Origin of the sequence: Bacillus massiliigorillae (assembly GCF_000380245.2) — a bacterium.
In the GTDB taxonomy this organism is placed as follows: Bacteria; Bacillota; Bacilli; order Bacillales; family DSM-1321; genus Bacillus_AD; species Bacillus_AD massiliigorillae.
This window is the reverse complement of sequence record NZ_HG428746.1, coordinates 51311-68798: the sequence shown is the minus strand read 5'-3', so window position 1 is coordinate 68798 and position 17488 is coordinate 51311. Positions and strand designations below refer to the sequence as shown.

Annotated in this window: 16 protein-coding genes; 14 read left to right on the top strand and 2 right to left on the bottom strand. The window is 35.5% G+C overall.

The window, feature by feature from the left end; all coding sequences use genetic code 11:
- Positions 1-24 precede the first annotated feature (24 nt).
- The 3 genes from TX86_RS23180 to deoD all read left to right on the top strand — a co-directional run bounded on the left by TX86_RS23180 (position 25) and on the right by deoD (position 2831).
- Positions 25-252: a sulfurtransferase TusA family protein gene (locus TX86_RS23180; protein ID WP_042352569.1), complete on the top strand. Its 228-nt coding sequence runs from the start codon at positions 25-27 to the stop codon at positions 250-252.
- Between the two features lie 437 nt (positions 253-689).
- Positions 690-2078, top strand: a complete 1389-nt coding sequence (locus TX86_RS23175; protein WP_042352568.1) for a purine-cytosine permease family protein — start codon at positions 690-692, stop codon at positions 2076-2078.
- Positions 2079-2120: 42 nt separating this feature from the next.
- A complete protein-coding gene (gene deoD / locus TX86_RS23170; protein ID WP_042352566.1) occupies positions 2121-2831 on the top strand; it encodes a purine-nucleoside phosphorylase in 711 nt (236 codons plus the stop codon).
- 89 nt (positions 2832-2920) lie between these two features.
- On the opposite strand, the gene TX86_RS23165 is transcribed toward deoD, so the two are convergent.
- Positions 2921-3709 (bottom strand): DUF4240 domain-containing protein, encoded by a 789-nt coding sequence (locus TX86_RS23165; RefSeq protein WP_042352565.1) that lies wholly within the window; start codon positions 3707-3709, stop codon positions 2921-2923.
- A gap of 238 nt (positions 3710-3947) precedes the next feature.
- Here TX86_RS23165 and TX86_RS23160 point away from each other — a divergent pair, with 238 nt between their 5' ends.
- The 3 genes from TX86_RS23160 (at position 3948) to TX86_RS23150 (ending at position 7477) form a co-directional block, all read left to right on the top strand.
- Entirely contained in the window at positions 3948-4367 is a 420-nt protein-coding gene (locus TX86_RS23160; RefSeq protein ID WP_042352563.1) for a hypothetical protein, read from the top strand.
- Between the two features lie 338 nt (positions 4368-4705).
- Positions 4706-5794: a tetratricopeptide repeat-containing glycosyltransferase family 2 protein gene (locus TX86_RS23155; RefSeq protein WP_042352561.1), complete on the top strand. Its 1089-nt coding sequence runs from the start codon at positions 4706-4708 to the stop codon at positions 5792-5794.
- A gap of 42 nt (positions 5795-5836) precedes the next feature.
- The gene (locus TX86_RS23150) at positions 5837-7477 is read left to right on the top strand and encodes a glycosyltransferase (RefSeq protein WP_042352560.1); all 1641 of its coding nucleotides are present in this window, start codon (positions 5837-5839) and stop codon (positions 7475-7477) included.
- A gap of 78 nt (positions 7478-7555) precedes the next feature.
- Here the strand turns inward: TX86_RS23150 and TX86_RS23145 are convergent, their stop codons facing one another.
- Positions 7556-10402 (bottom strand): YhgE/Pip domain-containing protein, encoded by a 2847-nt coding sequence (locus tag TX86_RS23145; RefSeq protein WP_042352559.1) that lies wholly within the window; start codon positions 10400-10402, stop codon positions 7556-7558.
- A 372-nt stretch (positions 10403-10774) separates the two neighbouring features.
- Here TX86_RS23145 and TX86_RS23140 point away from each other — a divergent pair, with 372 nt between their 5' ends.
- The 8 genes from TX86_RS23140 to TX86_RS23105 all read left to right on the top strand — a co-directional run bounded on the left by TX86_RS23140 (position 10775) and on the right by TX86_RS23105 (position 17419).
- Entirely contained in the window at positions 10775-11185 is a 411-nt protein-coding gene (locus TX86_RS23140) for an Rrf2 family transcriptional regulator (RefSeq protein WP_042352557.1), read from the top strand.
- A 69-nt stretch (positions 11186-11254) separates the two neighbouring features.
- Positions 11255-11887 (top strand): NAD(P)-dependent oxidoreductase, encoded by a 633-nt coding sequence (locus TX86_RS23135; RefSeq protein ID WP_042352555.1) that lies wholly within the window; start codon positions 11255-11257, stop codon positions 11885-11887.
- Between the two features lie 161 nt (positions 11888-12048).
- On the top strand, positions 12049-12984 hold the full coding sequence (locus tag TX86_RS23130) for an ABC transporter substrate-binding protein (protein ID WP_052343866.1): 936 nt from the start codon (positions 12049-12051) through the stop codon (positions 12982-12984).
- 106 nt (positions 12985-13090) lie between these two features.
- Entirely contained in the window at positions 13091-13438 is a 348-nt protein-coding gene (locus tag TX86_RS23125) for a hypothetical protein (RefSeq protein WP_052343864.1), read from the top strand.
- A 362-nt stretch (positions 13439-13800) separates the two neighbouring features.
- Complete coding sequence (locus TX86_RS23120; RefSeq protein WP_042352552.1) at positions 13801-14751, top strand: ABC transporter permease; 951 nt, start codon at positions 13801-13803, stop codon at positions 14749-14751.
- Positions 14744-15691 (top strand): iron chelate uptake ABC transporter family permease subunit, encoded by a 948-nt coding sequence (locus TX86_RS23115; RefSeq protein ID WP_042352550.1) that lies wholly within the window; start codon positions 14744-14746, stop codon positions 15689-15691. Before TX86_RS23120 ends, TX86_RS23115 begins: the two co-directional genes overlap by 8 nt.
- Positions 15688-16446, top strand: coding sequence for an iron ABC transporter ATP-binding protein (locus tag TX86_RS23110; RefSeq protein ID WP_042352548.1), 759 nt, complete (start codon positions 15688-15690; stop codon positions 16444-16446). The genes TX86_RS23115 and TX86_RS23110 overlap by 4 nt, the downstream gene beginning before the upstream one ends.
- 13 nt (positions 16447-16459) lie before the next feature.
- Entirely contained in the window at positions 16460-17419 is a 960-nt protein-coding gene (locus TX86_RS23105; protein ID WP_042352546.1) for a siderophore ABC transporter substrate-binding protein, read from the top strand.
- The last annotated feature ends 69 nt before the right edge of the window (positions 17420-17488 follow it).

Genomic DNA, 17488 nt, shown 5'->3' with positions numbered 1-17488 from the left:
AGGATTTTGAAGGAGGAAATTAAAATGACAAAACTATTAGAAACTACAGGTATGGTATGCCCGTTTCCACTAGTAGAGGCAAAAAACGCGATTGAGACAATGGAAATCGGAGAGGAACTAATTATTAACTTTGATTGCACACAGGCAACTGAAAGTATTCCACGTTGGGCAGCAACAGCTGGTCATGAAATCACAGAATTTGAGCAATTGAGTGAAGCAAGCTGGCAGATTATTGTGAAGAAGGGTAAATAGAAAGAGAGCAAAAAGTCTACCCAAAGTGAATGCGAATCACTTTGGGTAGACTTTTTACTTTATTACAAAGTAAATGAGTTATAATCTCAATATTTAGAATTTATTTTCAATTATAGGTTGCGTAAATTACTATTCCAAAATACTAATTAAGATGTTATGATTGTTTTGTAAATGCTGAAACCGCTTACAGATTAAGAGGATAGGCTAGTTATAATAAAGGTAAGAACTAGTCCTACAAGATGTACTTCGCATTTACAAATGCGTTATTATTTTTTTAATATTTTAAGATGTCTGACATCAGACATACTACTACATTATTTTACAGATTAGATAAAAGTTACTCATAATGTTTGCAATTAATAGTAATTCACAAAGTCAACAGCTGGTGGCGGAATACTTATTCTTTAGCAAATGAGAGTGAAAGGGAGGAAGAGACGATGAGTAAAAAATATCCAGATTTAATTCCTGAACAAGAAAGAACCGGAAGCCCGAAACAGCTATTTTGGATTTGGTTCTCATTAAATATTGGTGTTATGGGTCTAGTATACGGAGGTATTATCGTAAGCTATGGCTTAAACTTCGTGCAATCAGTTGTAGCAGCTGTATTGGGTGCAGCTTCATTTGCACTGATTGGTTACTTAAGCTTACCAGGTAAGTTAGGTAAAGCTCCAACCTTCGTTTTATCACGTGCGGCTTTTGGCTCGAAAGGGAATTTAATTCCTGCCGTTTTAGCTTGGATTTGTTTAATTGGTTGGTTAAGTGTTGGTAACGTTCCGACAGGTATCTTCTCACTTAATGCAATCGTAACAGCAGCAGGCTTTGAAGTTACAACAACTACGCAGATCATTGGTTTAATTGGTTTATCAATTGCAATTATGGCATTATCACTTGTGAAGCAAGAAACATTAGTTAAAGCTCAAACAATTTTCACATATATCTTTGGTGCTCTTACAGTAGTAGTACTATTCATTTTAGTTCCACAAACTGATTGGAGTGCACTAGTAAATATGCCAAACGGTGATTGGATCGGTGGCGTATTACCAGCAATCTCTATTATCATTGCAGGTTCGGCATTAAGTTGGGCAATGTGTGCGAGTGATTACTCTTGTTACCAAAGCCCAAATTCATCTAATAAATCTATTTTTATTACAACGACGTTAGCGTCTGCAACACCACTTTTCGTAATTATGTTCTTAGGGATTCTTATGAATGCAACAAATCCAGAGCTAGTAAGTTCAGCTGACCCGATTGCTGCATTAGCATTACAAATGCCTAAATGGATGGTAATTCCATACTTCATTACGGCATTAGGTGGAATTATTCCTCCAGCTGTAATTTCTTTACGCTCAGGTCGTACGGCATTAGAAGCAACTAACATTAAATTATCAGATCGTACTTCAATCATTTTCCATGGTGCGATAATGATTTTATTACCAACATACGTATTATTCATAAACGGTGATTTCTTAGGTTCTTTCCAAATGTTTTTAGGAGTAGTTGGTATCGGTTTAGCAGCTTGGACAGCAGTATTCGTAGCAGATTACATCATCTTACGTAAGAAACAAGGCTATGATCCAGAAATCATTTCTGGTGATAAAAATATTGCAGTAAATAAAGGAAATGTAATCATTTGGTTTGCAAGTGTTATTACAGGTCTATTATTTACAGAAAATCCATTATTCCCAGCACCATTTGCAAAAGGTATTTTTGAAGGAAATAGCTTAGGTGTATTATTAACATTCGCAGTAGGATTTGTTTTCAGTTGGATTTATTCTCAAAAACAATTGAAAGCAACAGAAGCAAAACAAGGCGGAAAAGTAGCTTAATTATAGAAGAATTAGGAACGGATTTTTAGGAGGTTATTCACAATGAGTATTCATTTAAATGCAGCAGAAGGACAAATTTCAGAAAAAGTATTAATGCCAGGAGATCCACTTCGTGCGAAATATATTGCAGATACATTTTTAGAAAATGTAGAATGCCACAACACAGTTCGCGGAATGTATGGTTATACTGGAACTTATAAAGGAGAGAAAATCTCTATCCAATCATCTGGAATGGGTGCTCCATCAATGAGCATTTATGCTACTGAGTTGATTAAAGATTATGGTGTTAAGAACATCATTCGTATCGGTACAATCGGCGCAATGAAGCGTGAAGTGAAAATCCGTGACATCATTATGGCAATGGCTGCAACAAATGATTCGAAAATGCAAAATATCATTTTCCCACAAATTAATTATGCGCCAAATGCTAGCTTCACTCTTTTAGAGAGAGCTTATCGCTTATCGAAAGCATACGAGGATATGACAGTTCGTGTAGGTAACGTATTTACGGGTGATTCTTTCTATGAAGATGATGAAACAATGATTCACAAGCTAGCGGATTACGGAGTACTTGGTGTAGATATGGAGACATCAGCACTTTACACATTAGGTGCGAAATATGGTGTTGATGTATTAAGTATTATGACAGTAAGTGATCACGTTATTACTGGTGAAGAAACAACTGCAGAAGAGCGCCAAACAACGTTCAATGACATGATTACAGTTGCGTTAGAAACGCTAGTTAATGAATAAATCATAAAGATAAAGGCTTCCCTTTTAAAATGTAATTTATGCACTTTAAGGGGAAGCCTTTTGCTGTATATGATTGTTTATTGAATGAGTTATGTTAAGGGATTTTCACCATAGACATCCCATAGAAGAGGAAACATACTGCGTAACTGTTCTTCATCATCTTCATCCCAATCAAGATCAATATCTGGATTATCATGACTATCATTCGTTAGCTGACTATATATATCATAATACGATTCATCATCTAATCCTGTTTTTTCTTCATAAGCTAAGATAGCTACCGAAATTAATTCTTCTAATTGGGGAATATCATCATATCCATTCAATTGTTGTAAATAAGGTAGTAATGTCTGTGGATCATTGATGGCAGTTTCATATTCTTTTTTTCCTAAGTAAAGCACCCATGCTCGAAAATAATCAAAGCAATCATCTGAGCATCCGCCTAAAATAATATAAGCGGCAGCCCACAGTTCTGATGTGTACGATGTTTTATAGTAGGTGTTGAATATATAATCGAATTTAACAATATCTTTAATAGATTTTTTCGATAAATGAGTGATAAGCCATTCGATTTGTTCTTCTGCATATTCACCTTTGAGTTTACATTTCTTTAATAATTCCCAGAAGAGAGCCTCCGTCATAGAACTTTCTTTCACGACTAATTGGGAAGATTGTGAAAATTTATAACCTTTTTTAATCTTAGTTTTGATTAGTTTCTCGCTTTCCTTTTTACAATCTTCTTTAGTCTCGAATTTCTTTGTTTTCACCGATCCACTCGTACCAATTTTTCCGTAGGTTATGGTAAAAGTGTTTCCTGATACATGGATTTTCCAAAATTTATTGGATAAATCATCATTATAAATGAGTAATGTTTCCAAGAATGTCACTCCTAGCATGCTATGTTAACACTAATTGTACAGGGCTATAGGCTATAAAGCTATGAATATATCATTTTTGATATGAAGATAGTAACCATCTTGAGCGGAGTTTAGTGTAAATATGGTATTATGGAATAACTTATAGGTGAATTCTAATTAGCGTTAAAGTAGATATAGGTTCCTCTTTGAATCAACTGTTTAATCGCATCTGACCAATATAGGGAGGTTTATTTTACTCATGAAATTTATAAAAGTATTAGCCGTTATTGTCATCGTGTTAGCGGGAATCGGATATGGTGTATATTATTTTGGAACGAATATGGCTTCTGAGAAGGTAATGGATGCTGTATCGAAAGAATTAGAGAATAGTGGGCAAATAGAGGCTGTTAAGAAGGAAATCGAAAAGGACCCAGATTTGAAGAAGATGGTTAAAGAGGGCGCAAATGTAGATGAAAGTAAATTACCGTTTACTACGAAAGAAGAAGCTACTAGGGTGCTAGTTCGAAAAGTAGGAATTAGTAAGCTTAATAATATAAAAGAGCAAGTTCAAAATGGAACTGCTTCTAAAGAAGAAATTATGAATCAAGTCCAGGATAAATTAACGGATGAAGAAATTCTGGCGTTGAAAGTGCTGGCTTATAAGGAACTTAATAAATAAGAGGTAGAGGCTGTTTGAAAAAATATTTTCAAACAGCCTCTTTACGTTTTTCCGAAAAGATATGAAAATAAATAATTTTTCGTGTTGTCTAACCTTACACCTGACATACTCGGTCATAAGCCGTTCTGTTTTGAAAACTAAAAGCAGGTTTTCGAGAACAGCTCGTCTTATGCCACAGGTCTCCTTTTTAATTAGAAGCTAAAACAAGAAGTAAATTCTAAATCAAAAAGGACCGATGACTTTTTTTCTTATGTAAAAGCCACATATGAAAATTGTACAGGAAATAATACTATGCTTCTTGCATACATATAAATGAATAGCAAATAGGAGGGGATCAAGTGGTTTCGATCTCTTTATGTATGATTGTGAAAAACGAAGAAAAAGTGATAGCACGTTGCTTAGAAAGTGTGGCTCCTTTAGTTGATGAAATTATTATTGTAGATACTGGTTCAAGTGATCGTACTAAAGAAATTGTGAAAAAATTTACAGATCAAATCTATGATTTCGAATGGGAAGATGATTTTGCTAAGGCGAGAAATTTTGCATTCAGTAAGGCAAGTAAGGAATATACACTTTGGCTTGATGCAGATGATGTCATATTGGAACCGGATCAAGAGAAGTTTAAAGAGTTAAAGAAAACGCTAGATTCTTCGGTTGATTCTGTACAGATGAAATATGTTCTGTTGAAGGATGAGCATGGCGCCATTATTAGTAGCTTAAATAGAAATCGTCTTTTAAAAACATCGAACAAGTTCAAATGGATTGGGGCTGTACATGAGTATGTAGAGGTAGGCGGAAATATTATTTTGAGTGAAATCTGTATTACACATCAAAGCATAAAGACGGGAAAAACGGATCGTAATATCAAAATTTATCGCAAGCAAATGGAGAAAGGATTAGAGTTTACCCCAAGAGATTTATTTTACTACGCGAATGAATGCTATGAGCATAACTTGAATGAAGAAGCGATTACTTATTATAAGAAGTTTTTAGATACGGAACGAGGTTGGTTTGATGATTGTATTAGGGCATGTGACCAAGGAGCTGAGGCTTACATCAGATTAGGTAACACTAAGGAAGCAATTATGCTCATTCTAAGGTCTTTTTCATATGCTATTCCTCGTGCCAATCTTTGTTGTAAGCTAGGGTATTTATATATGGAACAAAAAGAATTTGACCGAGCGGTTTATTGGTATGAAGCCGCATTAAAATGCGATGTTGAAAAAGTGAAAAGTACAGGTGGTTTAGTAGATTATGCTTATTACACTTGGCTTCCACATCTTCAATTATGCGTTTGCTATGATACCCTACAGCAGCATGAAAGAGCGTTTTATCATAATGAAATGGCGAGACTTTACAATCCAGGTCATGAAAGTGTTTTGCATAATAAACGTTATTTAGAAACGTTATTACAGCATAAAGAATAGTCTTTCTACTTGTAAATGATGAATAAATGAGGTGAACAAGTAATGCCAACAAGCTGGTATCAAGCTACTCCGGCTATAATTGATTTAGTATTACTCGATCATCCAACGTCGATTTTGGATATTGGCATCGGCTTTGGAAAATATGGTGTATTATTACGTGAAGCATTTGACATACCGTATGAACGTTATGAGAAGAAAGATTGGATTGTAAAAATTGATGGTATCGAAGGATTCGAGGCTTATCAAAATCCAATCCATGATTATGTATACAATAAAATGTACTATGGTGAAATTTATACGATATTGCCTAAATTAGAACAAAAATATGATACAGTTCTTCTTATTGATGTACTAGAGCATTTCGACAAACAGGAAGGTCTGAAATTACTAGAAGACCTATTAAAAATAACAAATACCTCTTTAATCGTTTCTACACCAATTAATCCAGCACCTCAAGAAGAGTATTTAGGCAATACATTAGAAAGACATAAAAGTAGATGGACAGTTGTTGACTTTGTTGATTTTGATTACCACTTTAGTCAAGTCAATGTGGGTGACAACGGTGCAAATATTATTAAAATATATCCTCGGAAAGTTCAAAAACCAGTTGAAATAATTAGCACAAGTGAAGAACCATTAAAAATCGGTTATGTCTTGCCGCACCATAGCTTAACAGGCGGACTAAAAATGCTTCTTACACAAATGCAAATGTTGAGAAAACGTGGACATCATATAACAGCTTTCTTTAAAGGAGAACAAGGGAGTAGAGTTCTACCTGCTTGGAGCGAGATTACAGTAGATGAAGAGGTTCTAGTTTCACCGTTAGAGTTACTAGAGGCTCATACAAAGGAATGTGACATTGTAGTAGTTGGATGGATTTATCAATTGTTAGAGTTTAAAGGGAAGGACACGAACGTTTTTTACTGGGAGCAAGGACACGAATCCTTATTTGGGGATATTCCAGACTATGCGTATATTCCAGGAATTAGAAGTAGTTTAGATCTTTGTTATAATGCCGGAATACCGATTGCTAGTGTCTCGTCATTCGTTGCGAAAGTGTTGAAGGCAAGATATGGGATCGATACTCCTGTCATTACAAATGGAATTGATATATCTTTATTTAAGCCAGATTTAGAGCGCGTACCTGCGATATTACCAGTGGTCCTTTTAGTTGGAAGTCCATCTTTACGTTTTAAAGGTTTCCCTGCTGCGCTAAAGGCATTAGAGCAAGTGTGGGCAAATGGACTGCGTTTTCAAGTGAAATGGATTTGTCAGCAGAAGTCAGAGGTTAATACAGTGTTTCCAGTACATTATATGATTCAACCGTTACAGGAAGAAATCGTAGAATGTTATCAGCAGGCAGATGTGCTTTTATTCACTTCTTGGTATGAAGGGTTTGGCATGCCACCATTAGAGGCTATGAGTTGTGGTACGCCGGTTGTGGCTACAAATAGCGGGGGAGTTCAAGAATATGCACTTCATGGTTACAATTGTTTACTCAATGAACCTGGTGATGTGCAAGGCTTAACTAAAAGCGTGACTGAAGTATTAAGTAATCCTTTAATGAAAGATCGTTTGCGTATAAATGGAAGAGCAACTGCACGAAAATTTAGTTATGATCAAGTTATTCCAAAATTAGAAGAGTATATGAGAGAAATTGTTTCCTATTCAAAATCACTTTGAATGGATAAAAAGTGTTAGGGGAGTTCAAACGGTGATTTCTAATCATTGTTTGAACTCCCCATCTTTTGTTAAATAGTATTATGCTTCAATTGAAGTATTAGATTCTTTTTTTCTTGCGTGAATGACAGCTACGATGGCAATAAGCACAGCTGCAAGTACAAGATACAGGGAAAGCGTTGTAATACTACTCCATGCAGCGCTTGTATTGTCTAACGAAATGAGTGATCTAAAGCTAGCAATCGAATGCCTCATTGGTAAGAAATTGCTTAAGTTTCGTAGGCTTTCCGGCAGCATCTCAACTGGAAGGCTTGATCCAGTTGTTGATAGCTGCAGAACAACGAAGGCAACAGCGATAAAGCGACCAATATTGCCTGCTAGCGCTACAAGGAAGAAGGTTATTGCAAGGAACGTGATGCTCGCTAAGATGGAGAAGAGAATTAATAAGAAACCATTCATAACGCTTAATTTTATAAAGAATAATGTAAAGATGCTCATAACTACTGCTTGAATAGCAGCAAAGCCAGCCATTTTCGCAAAGACTGTTCCGTACCACTTAGCACTAGAGAGAGCACTATCTTCAGGTTTATGAACATTGAACAATAATGTTAATGCTAATGCTCCTACGAATAGAGCTAAAGAAAGGATATATGGTGCATTGGCATATCGATAGAATGGGAATGTATTTATTGCTTTACCTTTCAATTCAACAGGTGATGAGAACTGTGTAATGTTTTTGTCTGTTACATGTAGTGCGCCTACTTGATCAGCGCCGCCTTTTAATCCTGTTGCTAGTTCTTGACTACCACCTTCAATTTTGCCAATACCGTTATCTACTTGTTTTACGCCAACTGTTAAAGTGCCCCAGCCAGCTTTCACAGTTTGATTTCCAGCATTCACTTGAACCATGCCGCTGTCTAATTTTCTTGCCCCATCTGTTAGTGCACTCCAACCGGCTTTCACAGTTTGGTTTCCAGAATTCACTTGAACCATGCCGCTGTCTAACTTTCTTGCCCCATCTGTTAGCGCACTCCAACCTTGACTTACTGTTTTATTACCATTACTAACGGTCTTCATACTGCCATCAATTGCAGCTACAGATTTAGTAATTGTACCCCAAGAGGCATTTAAGGAAGCGTTTCCATTAGCGAGTGTAGTAGCACCTTCTGAGAATTTAGAAGCGCCAACATTTAGTTGATTAGCACCTTCGTTTAATTTAGATGCACCTGGTTCCAATTGAGTAGCTCCAGTACCAAGTTGATTAGCACCAGTATCTAATTGTGAGGCGCTTGGCTCTAATTGGTTTGCGCCGGCAGCTAATTTATCAGCACCAGCTTCTAATTGTCCAGCTCCAGAAGCTAATTGATTTGCGCCTTGTGTAACTTGAGATTGCCCTGCTACTAGTTTGTCGATTCCATCGTTTAATGCTTGAGCTCCAGTTGAAGCTTTGGCAAGACCGTCTGCAACTTGGTTAGCACCAGCTTTTAACGTATTGGAGTCAGTAGCTAACTTATTAAGTCCATTTGATACAGACTTACTTCCTTGCAATAGCTTTTGAAATTCAGGGCTACTACTTAGAATAGCTCCTAGTTCAGGGTGGTTAGCTAGTTGTTCTAAACCAGCTGTTACTTGATTTGCACCACCAGCAAGTTGATCCGCTCCTGCGTTAACAGCTGCGACACCATCGGCTACTTGTTTACTACCAGGGGATAATTTATTCAGTGCTTGAGCTAACTCATTACTTCCAGATTGAGATTGTTTTAATCCTTCTAATACTTGAGTTGAACCAGATTGCAGAGATTTTGCACCGGTTGCAAGTCCTTTGGAGCCATCAACGAAAGATTTTGCTCCTGAGGCAAATGATTTTGCACCGGTTGCAAATGATTTAGAACCATCAACGAAGGTTTTGGAACCTGATGTGAATGACTTTGCTCCGTTAGCGAACGTTTCAGCACCAGTAGCTAAACTTTGTGCTCCAGATGCTAATCCAGTTGAACCAGCTGCTAAATCTTTTGCACCATTTGCTAATTTATTTACATTGCCCGAGCCATCTTGCATAGCCTTCAATAATTGTGATGTACCATTTTGGAGCTGCGCACTTCCGGCAGCTAATTTGTTGATGTCACCTGATTTTGACTGAAGATTTTGTAGGAGAGTACCGGTACCAGCCTTCAATTCTTGCGTACCAGCAGCTAGTTTTGCGATATCACCTGATTTTGATTGAAGGTTTTGTAGGAGAGTGCCAGTGCCAGCTTTTAATTCTTGTGTACCAGCAGCTAGTTTGTTAATATCACCGGACTTTGATTGAAGAGATTGTAAGATTTGTCCAGTACCTTTTTGGAGAGCAACAGAACCTTCATGTAGCTTCGTAGAACCATTAGCACCGTCTTTGAATCCATTTGCAACTTGTTTCAGTTGAGCAAACATATTTTTGGCATAGGTTTCTGTAATTTTATTTGCTAATTGCTCACGAATTCTTTCAGTTGCACTCTTGGTTACTTGTGCTGCCATGAAATGTAGTCCTTCATTTTGCGTGTAGATTAGTTCTGGAATTTTTGGGTTCTCCGATAATACTGTTGTTACATCTTGTGAGAAGTTTTCCGGCACTTCAATAACCATGTAATACTTTAAATTTTTCATCCCTTTGTCAGCTTCTACTTGGCTAACGAAATGCCAACCTAACGATTTGCTTTGCTTTAAATCAGCTATTAAATCTTCTCCAACATTAATTGAATCTTTCCCTGACATAGCTCCTTTGTCTTTATTAACTACCGCAACAGGTAAATTAGACAAGTTGTCATAAGGTCCCCATGATGGAGTTAGTATAATGGCTGCGTATATTAGCGGAACAAGTAATACAGCTATTAGGGCAATAAACACTCCTTTCCTTTTTTTAAGTTCTGCTAATGACATAGCAAATTCGTTCATACATAACCTCCATTTAGTTAGATTGATAAAGCTACAGATAAAATGAATGGTCATTCATTTTATCTGTTAAATGTATATATTCTTACAAATGAAGAAAAATCCTTCTTTTTATAAATATTTTTTCTTGCTATTACGCATCCATATTCCTAGTCCTTTATTCTTGAAATCGTTCTTTTATTGATAAAAATAAAAAGGTCTTTTAGGATAGAGGTATTATTACTTTCTAGCATCACGAAGAAAGTCATAGTAAGATACTACCTTGTATAATAATATGTAAAGAATTTTTATGGTTAAGTTATTTCCGCAAGTGATCCAAAGATTTGCATGTTGCAACATTAGTAACTATAATAGTTACAGAAGGTGGTGGATGAAATGGTTAATACTCGATTAGCAATCGGTATACACATTTTATCAATAGTCGCTTTGTCGAATGATTCGGAGAGGCTCAATTCTGAATGGATTGCAGGCAGTATTCAAACGAACCCTGTTGTCGTTCGCCGTATGATTAGTGCCTTAAAAAAGGCAGGTTTGCTAAGAGCTGTTCACGGTAATAGAGGACTTGAGTTGTGTAAATCGCCAGAAGACATTTCGTTTTTAGATATTTTGCGTGCAGTAGATCCGAAAAATACGCTTTTTTCCGTACATCAAAATGCGAACATGAATTGCAATGTTGGTCGCCAAATTGAATCAACACTTGGAACCATGTTTCAAAACATTCAACAAAATACAGAAAAGGATCTAGCGAAGCAATCGCTAAATCAAGTGTTAAACCAGTTTGATTAATAACTGGTTTTCATTTCATCACTTATGTAACAATTATTGTTACAAAAAATAAAATAGGGGGCATTTATAATGAAAATTGCAATCATTGGTGCTACAGGAAAAGCAGGCTCGAAAATTGTAAACGAGGCACTTTCAAGGGGGCTAGATGTTACAGCTATCGTGCGTTCAGCATCAAAACTAACGAAAGATGTGCCATATATTGAAAAAGATATTTTATTTTTAACGAAAGATGATGTTAAAGCATTTGATGTGATCGTTAATGCATTTGGTGCACCAATTGGTCATGAGGAACAGCACGTTATAGTCGGCAAACACTTAATTGACATTTTTGAAGGTGCTTCTACTCGTTTAATCGTGGTTGGTGGTGCAGGCAGTCTATTTGTTGATAAAGCTAACACAATACGTCTTGTTGACACTCCTGATTTTCCAGAAATATTCGTCCCAACAGCAAAAAATCAATTCAAAAACTTTTTGGATTTACAAGAAGCTAACATCACGTGGACGTTTATTAGCCCGTCTGCATTCTTTGATCCAGAAGGTGCTCGTACAGGCAGTTATTCAATTGGTCAAGATCATTTATTAGTAAACAGCACAGGTGATAGCTATATTAGTTATGCTGATTTTGCTATTGCGTTAGTAGATGAGATTGAAAATGCAGCATATGTAAATAAGCGCTTCACTGTTGTTAGTGAGAAGAGTTAAATAGATATCTTTCCGAATATATTAAAAGCCGATTTCTTCCTAGATGAGAAATCGGTTTTTCTGATTTTTATTCAATTTTTCCAAAGTTTCACATTAGAATAAGCGTTAAGGTTACTATACAATAGGGGCAGTGAGTTATATAGAAGAGGTTGAACGCAGTTATGAAAAGAAAAATAAACGCATGGATATTCCTGCTTGTATGTATATGTGTAACCGTGAGTGCTTGTAGTAATAAGAAGGATGAAGAAGAAGTTGAGGATGTAAAGAAAGAAAATCCATTTTTTGCATTCGAAGCTGATAATGGAATTATTGATGTACCAGAAAATCCACAAAAGATAGTCGTTTTATCAACGCCATATGTTGGATATCTTTTGCAATTAGGTATTCACCCAGTAGCTGTACCGAAACTAGCGTTTGAAAATCCATATTTTAAAGGGATGCTTGAGGGAACAGAAGCTGTTTCAAGCGATGCATTAGAAGAGATTATGATGCTAGAGCCCGACTTAATTATTGCAGAAATATCAGATGAAAGTATAGAAGACCTTCAGGGTGTTGCTCCTACTGTGGCTTTTGATTGGGATAAAAGGAATTATCTTCAGAAAATGATGGCACTTGGGCACTTAGTCAGAAAAGAAAAAGAAGCAGAAGCTTGGTTGGCTAAATGGGAAGAAAAAGTAACCATCAATAAAGATATCGTGCAAAAGTTTATAGGGAACAAAACGATTTCTATTATGCAACAAACAGCTAATGGAGTAAATGTATATGGAAATCAAGCAGGGCATGGGGGAGAAGTGATTTATGATGCTTTAGAATTGAAAGCCCCTCAGCTTGTTCAACACAATATCATTGATAGGGTACCTTTATTGGAAGTTCCAATAGAAAGTATCCCTCATTATGCTGGAGATTATATCTATTTAAGTACCAGTGCTGATGCGAATAACAACCCAGTCCAGAATAGTACAATTTGGATGAACTTACCAGCCGTTAAAAACAATCGTGTATTCCTTTTGGATGAACGTACTGCTTCTTTCTCTGATCCGATTACTCTTGATAAAATGATGGATAAAATCGTAAAAGATTTGACCCAAAGCCAGTAGAGTAAAGATAAAGTATTGTATTTGTATATCTTGTTTATTTACCAAAAAGTAAAAGGTGTAAAATATACTCCTATAGTAAATCTTCTTAATAAAGGAGATGTTGGTTTTGGATAAGGACGAGAATGTTTATTATGTGGATGTTCAGAGTGGAAGGATTTCGGTGAACACACCAGAACAAGGTGGACATTTTGTTATTCATGCAACAAATGAGCAATATGAAGAGATTAATCAAATTGTAAATGAACTTTATCATCATGATGTGCAAACATATATAAGATCACATATACCTTTTTTAGAATATCATCATGATAAAGCAAATGATCAATATGATCACTCTTTAATTCAGTTATATGAAAAGCTTTATGAATTAGGAGATGAGGGAACTCGGAATTATATTGAGTCAATGAATATTTTAGGAAGTCACGAATTAAATATGGCGCATTATGATGAGTAATGTATTAGGGAGAAAAGAATTATTTTCTTTAACTACAAGCCAATATTAGATGAAGGCTATCTAAAAGTGAATGGAAATCACTTTTGGGTAGCCTTCTTTTTAGTGTTAAATAAGTCGGGATTTGAAAGAATATTTATTCAAATTATTGATAAATAAGTAAATAATCATTGACAAACTATAATGATAATCATTATCATTTGATATGTAAGTTATATTTTCAGTATACACACGTGAAAAATGGTGGCTTCGCGATTAAACGCTATAGCAGCCTAAATTTTTTACAAAAGTAATTGAGAATGATAATCTTTACTAAATGAATTAAACATCCTAGTCAAGAGATGAATGTTAAAGAGAGGCTACCTATGAAGAAGAGATATCTAGTTGTACTACTTATAATATTATCAATAACAAGCCTATTCATTGGTGTGACAAATATTTCTCCACTTGATTTGTTTAACTTGAGTAATGATCAGTGGGATGTATTAATTATTAGTCGTATTCCAAGATTAATAAGTATTATTGTTGCAGGGGTTAGCTTAAGTGTTTGTGGTTTAATTATGCAGCAGTTAACGAGAAACAAGTTTGTTTCACCTACAACAGCTGGAACAATGGATTCAGCACAATTAGGAATCTTAGTAAGTATGATGCTGTTTACATCAGCAACAATGACTCAAAAGATTCTTATCTCCTTTTTCTTTGCGTTACTAGGTACCTTTATATTCATGAAGATTCTTGACAAGATTAAGTTTAAAGATGCGATTTTTATTCCGTTAGTTGGACTTATGTTTGGCGGAATTATTGAATCCATTACTACTTTCTTTGCATATAAGCAAGATTTAATGCAAAGCATGTCAGCATGGCTGCAAGGTAGCTTTTCTGGTGTGATGAAGGGTAATTATGAAGTCATTTATATTAGCGTACCGTTAATGATTATTGCATACTTATTTGCGAATAAATTTACAGTGGCTGGTATGGGTGAAGAGTTTGCAGTAAACCTAGGTTTGAATTATAAGCGTGTAGTTAATATCGGTCTTGCGATTGTAGCGATGGTAACAGCTGTTGTTATTTTAACTGTTGGTAGTATTCCGTTTCTAGGATTAATCATTCCGAATATCGTCTCTATTTATCGAGGTGATCATTTGAAGAACAATTTACCTCACACAGCACTGTTAGGGGCCATCTTCATACTAGGCTGTGACATTTTTGGGCGATTAATTATTTATCCATATGAAGTTCCTATTGGTCTAACAGTAGGTGTAATTGGAAGTGCCATCTTTGCTTACTTACTTTTGAGGAGAAAGGCGTATGAATGATAAAGCTAGAATTGGATTATTAGCAATTATTGCAATTGCCCTTGTAGGCGTCTTCATGTTTACAGACGTGGGAAGATTTCCAGACTATGTCTTGCCTAAACGTGGGCTGAAGATTTTTGCTATCGTGATTACAGGTGGATGTATTGCTTTTTCAACAGTAATCTTTCAAACGATTACGAATAACCGCATATTAACGCCGAGTATTATCGGTTTAGACTCGCTATATATGTTAATACAAACAGCCTTAATTTTTATATTAGGTTCAACAAGTCAAACCATTGTAAATAAGAACGTGAACTTTTTTATTACAATTGCGATTATGATTTTGTTCGTTGGTTTGCTTTACCGCCTACTATTTAAAAGAGAAGGACAAAACCTATACTTTCTTTTATTATTAGGTTTGATTTTTGGAACATTATTCTCTAGTATGTCGACGTTTTTGCAAGTATTGATTGATCCAAATGAATATCAATCGATTCAAGGAAAGATGTTTGCAAGCTTTAACAATATACAGACTGATTTACTATGGATTTCTGTCATAAGTATTGTTGTTGTAACACTTTATGCATTGCGTTTTTTGAAATATTTAGATGTTTTGGCATTAGGAAGAGACACCGCTATTAATTTAGGTGTGAATTATGATTATGTGGTACGAAGATTGCTCATTGTTGTAGCGATTTTCATTTCCATCAGTACAGCACTTGTAGGTCCAATCACATTCCTAGGTTTGTTAGTTGTGAATGTGGCGTATCAGGTGATACATACTTACAAGCATTCTTATGTCATTGTTGGCTCGATTTTGGTGAGTATAATCGCTCTTGTTGGTGGTTTATTACTCGTTGAGAGAGTATTTACATTCTCAACAACTTTAAGTGTCATTATTAACTTTGTCGGTGGAGTTTATTTTATATACCTTTTACTAAAGGAGAATCGCAAATGATAGAAGTATCGAATCTTACAAAAGTGTATGGGTCAAAGAGCGTTGTAGAAGATGTATCGATTAGAATTCAAAAAGGACAAATAACGTCTTTCATCGGTCCGAATGGTGCGGGGAAAAGTACTGTTTTGTCTATGATTAGCCGATTAATTGCAGCGGATACAGGTGAAGTAATCATTGAAGGTAATGATATTAGCACAGTTAAAAGCAGTGAGTTAGCTAAGAAGATTTCGATTCTTAAACAATCTAACCATATCAATGTTCGATTAACCGTTCGCGAGCTAGTATCCTTTGGGCGATTCCCATATTCTCAAGGTCGCTTGAATAAAGAGGATTGGGAAAAGGTAGATGAAGCTATCGCTTATATGGAATTAGAGGAATTTGAGAATAAATACTTGGATCAATTGAGCGGTGGTCAACGACAACGTGCTTATATTGCAATGGTTATTGCACAAGATACCGAATATATCTTATTAGACGAGCCTTTAAATAATTTAGATATGAAACATTCTGTACAAATCATGAAAATTCTTCGCAAGCTCGTGGATGAATTAAATAAGACGATTATTATCGTTATTCATGATATTAACTTTGCTTCTGTATATTCTGATTATATTGTTGCCCTAAAGGATGGCAAGGTAATCAAAGAAGGACCTGCAGATGAAATTATAAGCTCGCCAATTTTGAAAGAGATTTATGATATGGACATATCTATCCAGAATTTCAATTGTCAAAAAATATGTGTGTATTTTTCATAAAGGAGTAGAAGACATGAAGAAATCATTGTTAGTATTCTTATTAGCATTATTTACAGTTGTACTTGCAGCTTGTGGCAGCAACGATACATCAAAAGAAGACGAAAAAACATCAGGTGATGACAAGAAAGAAGAAGTAGTAACAGTTAAGCATGAATATGGTGAAACAAAAGTTGAGAAAAACCCTAAAAAAGTAGTTGTTTTTGACTTCGGTTCACTTGATACAATGGATGCTTTAGGCGTTGGTGATTCAGTAGTTGGTTTACCAAAACAAAATATCCCAAGCTATTTATCTCAATATGATAAAGAAGAGATTGCTAATGCTGGTGGTTTAAAAGAGCCAGATTTTGAAGCAATTAAAGAAGCAGAGCCAGATTTAATTATCATTTCAGGACGTCAAGCAGATTCATATGATAAGTTTGCAGAAATCGCACCAACTATTTATCAAGCTGTAGATACAACAGATTATATCAATTCATTTAAGAAAAACGTTGAAACTTTAGCAGAAATCTTCGGTAAAGAAGATGAAGCAAAAACAAAACTTGCTGATATTGATAAAGCAATTGAAGATACAAAAGCAAAAGTACCAGCTGATAAAAAAGGTTTAATCGTTCTTTCAAATGCAAAACAACTTAGCGCATATGGCGCAGGGTCTCGTTTTGGATTAATCCATGATGTATTAGGTGTAACGCCTGCTGATAAAGATATTAAAGAATCTACTCACGGTAATGACGTAACAGCTGAGTATGTATTGGATAAAAACCCAGATTACTTATTTGTAATTGATCGTGATGCAGCAGTTGGTGAACAATCAACATTAAAAGAAACAGTTCAAAACGAAATCGTTGGTAAAACAAACGCTGCTAAAAATGATAAGATCATTAGCTTAGATCCAGAAATTTGGTATTTAGCTGGTGGCGGTTTAGAATCAGTAGCACAAATGGTGAAAGAAGTTTCAGAAGGTATTAGTAAATAAAACCTGATGATAATGAAAAGAACCCCTCTTTTTTTAAAAATTGATAGTATGTTAAAACCCATCAGTTGT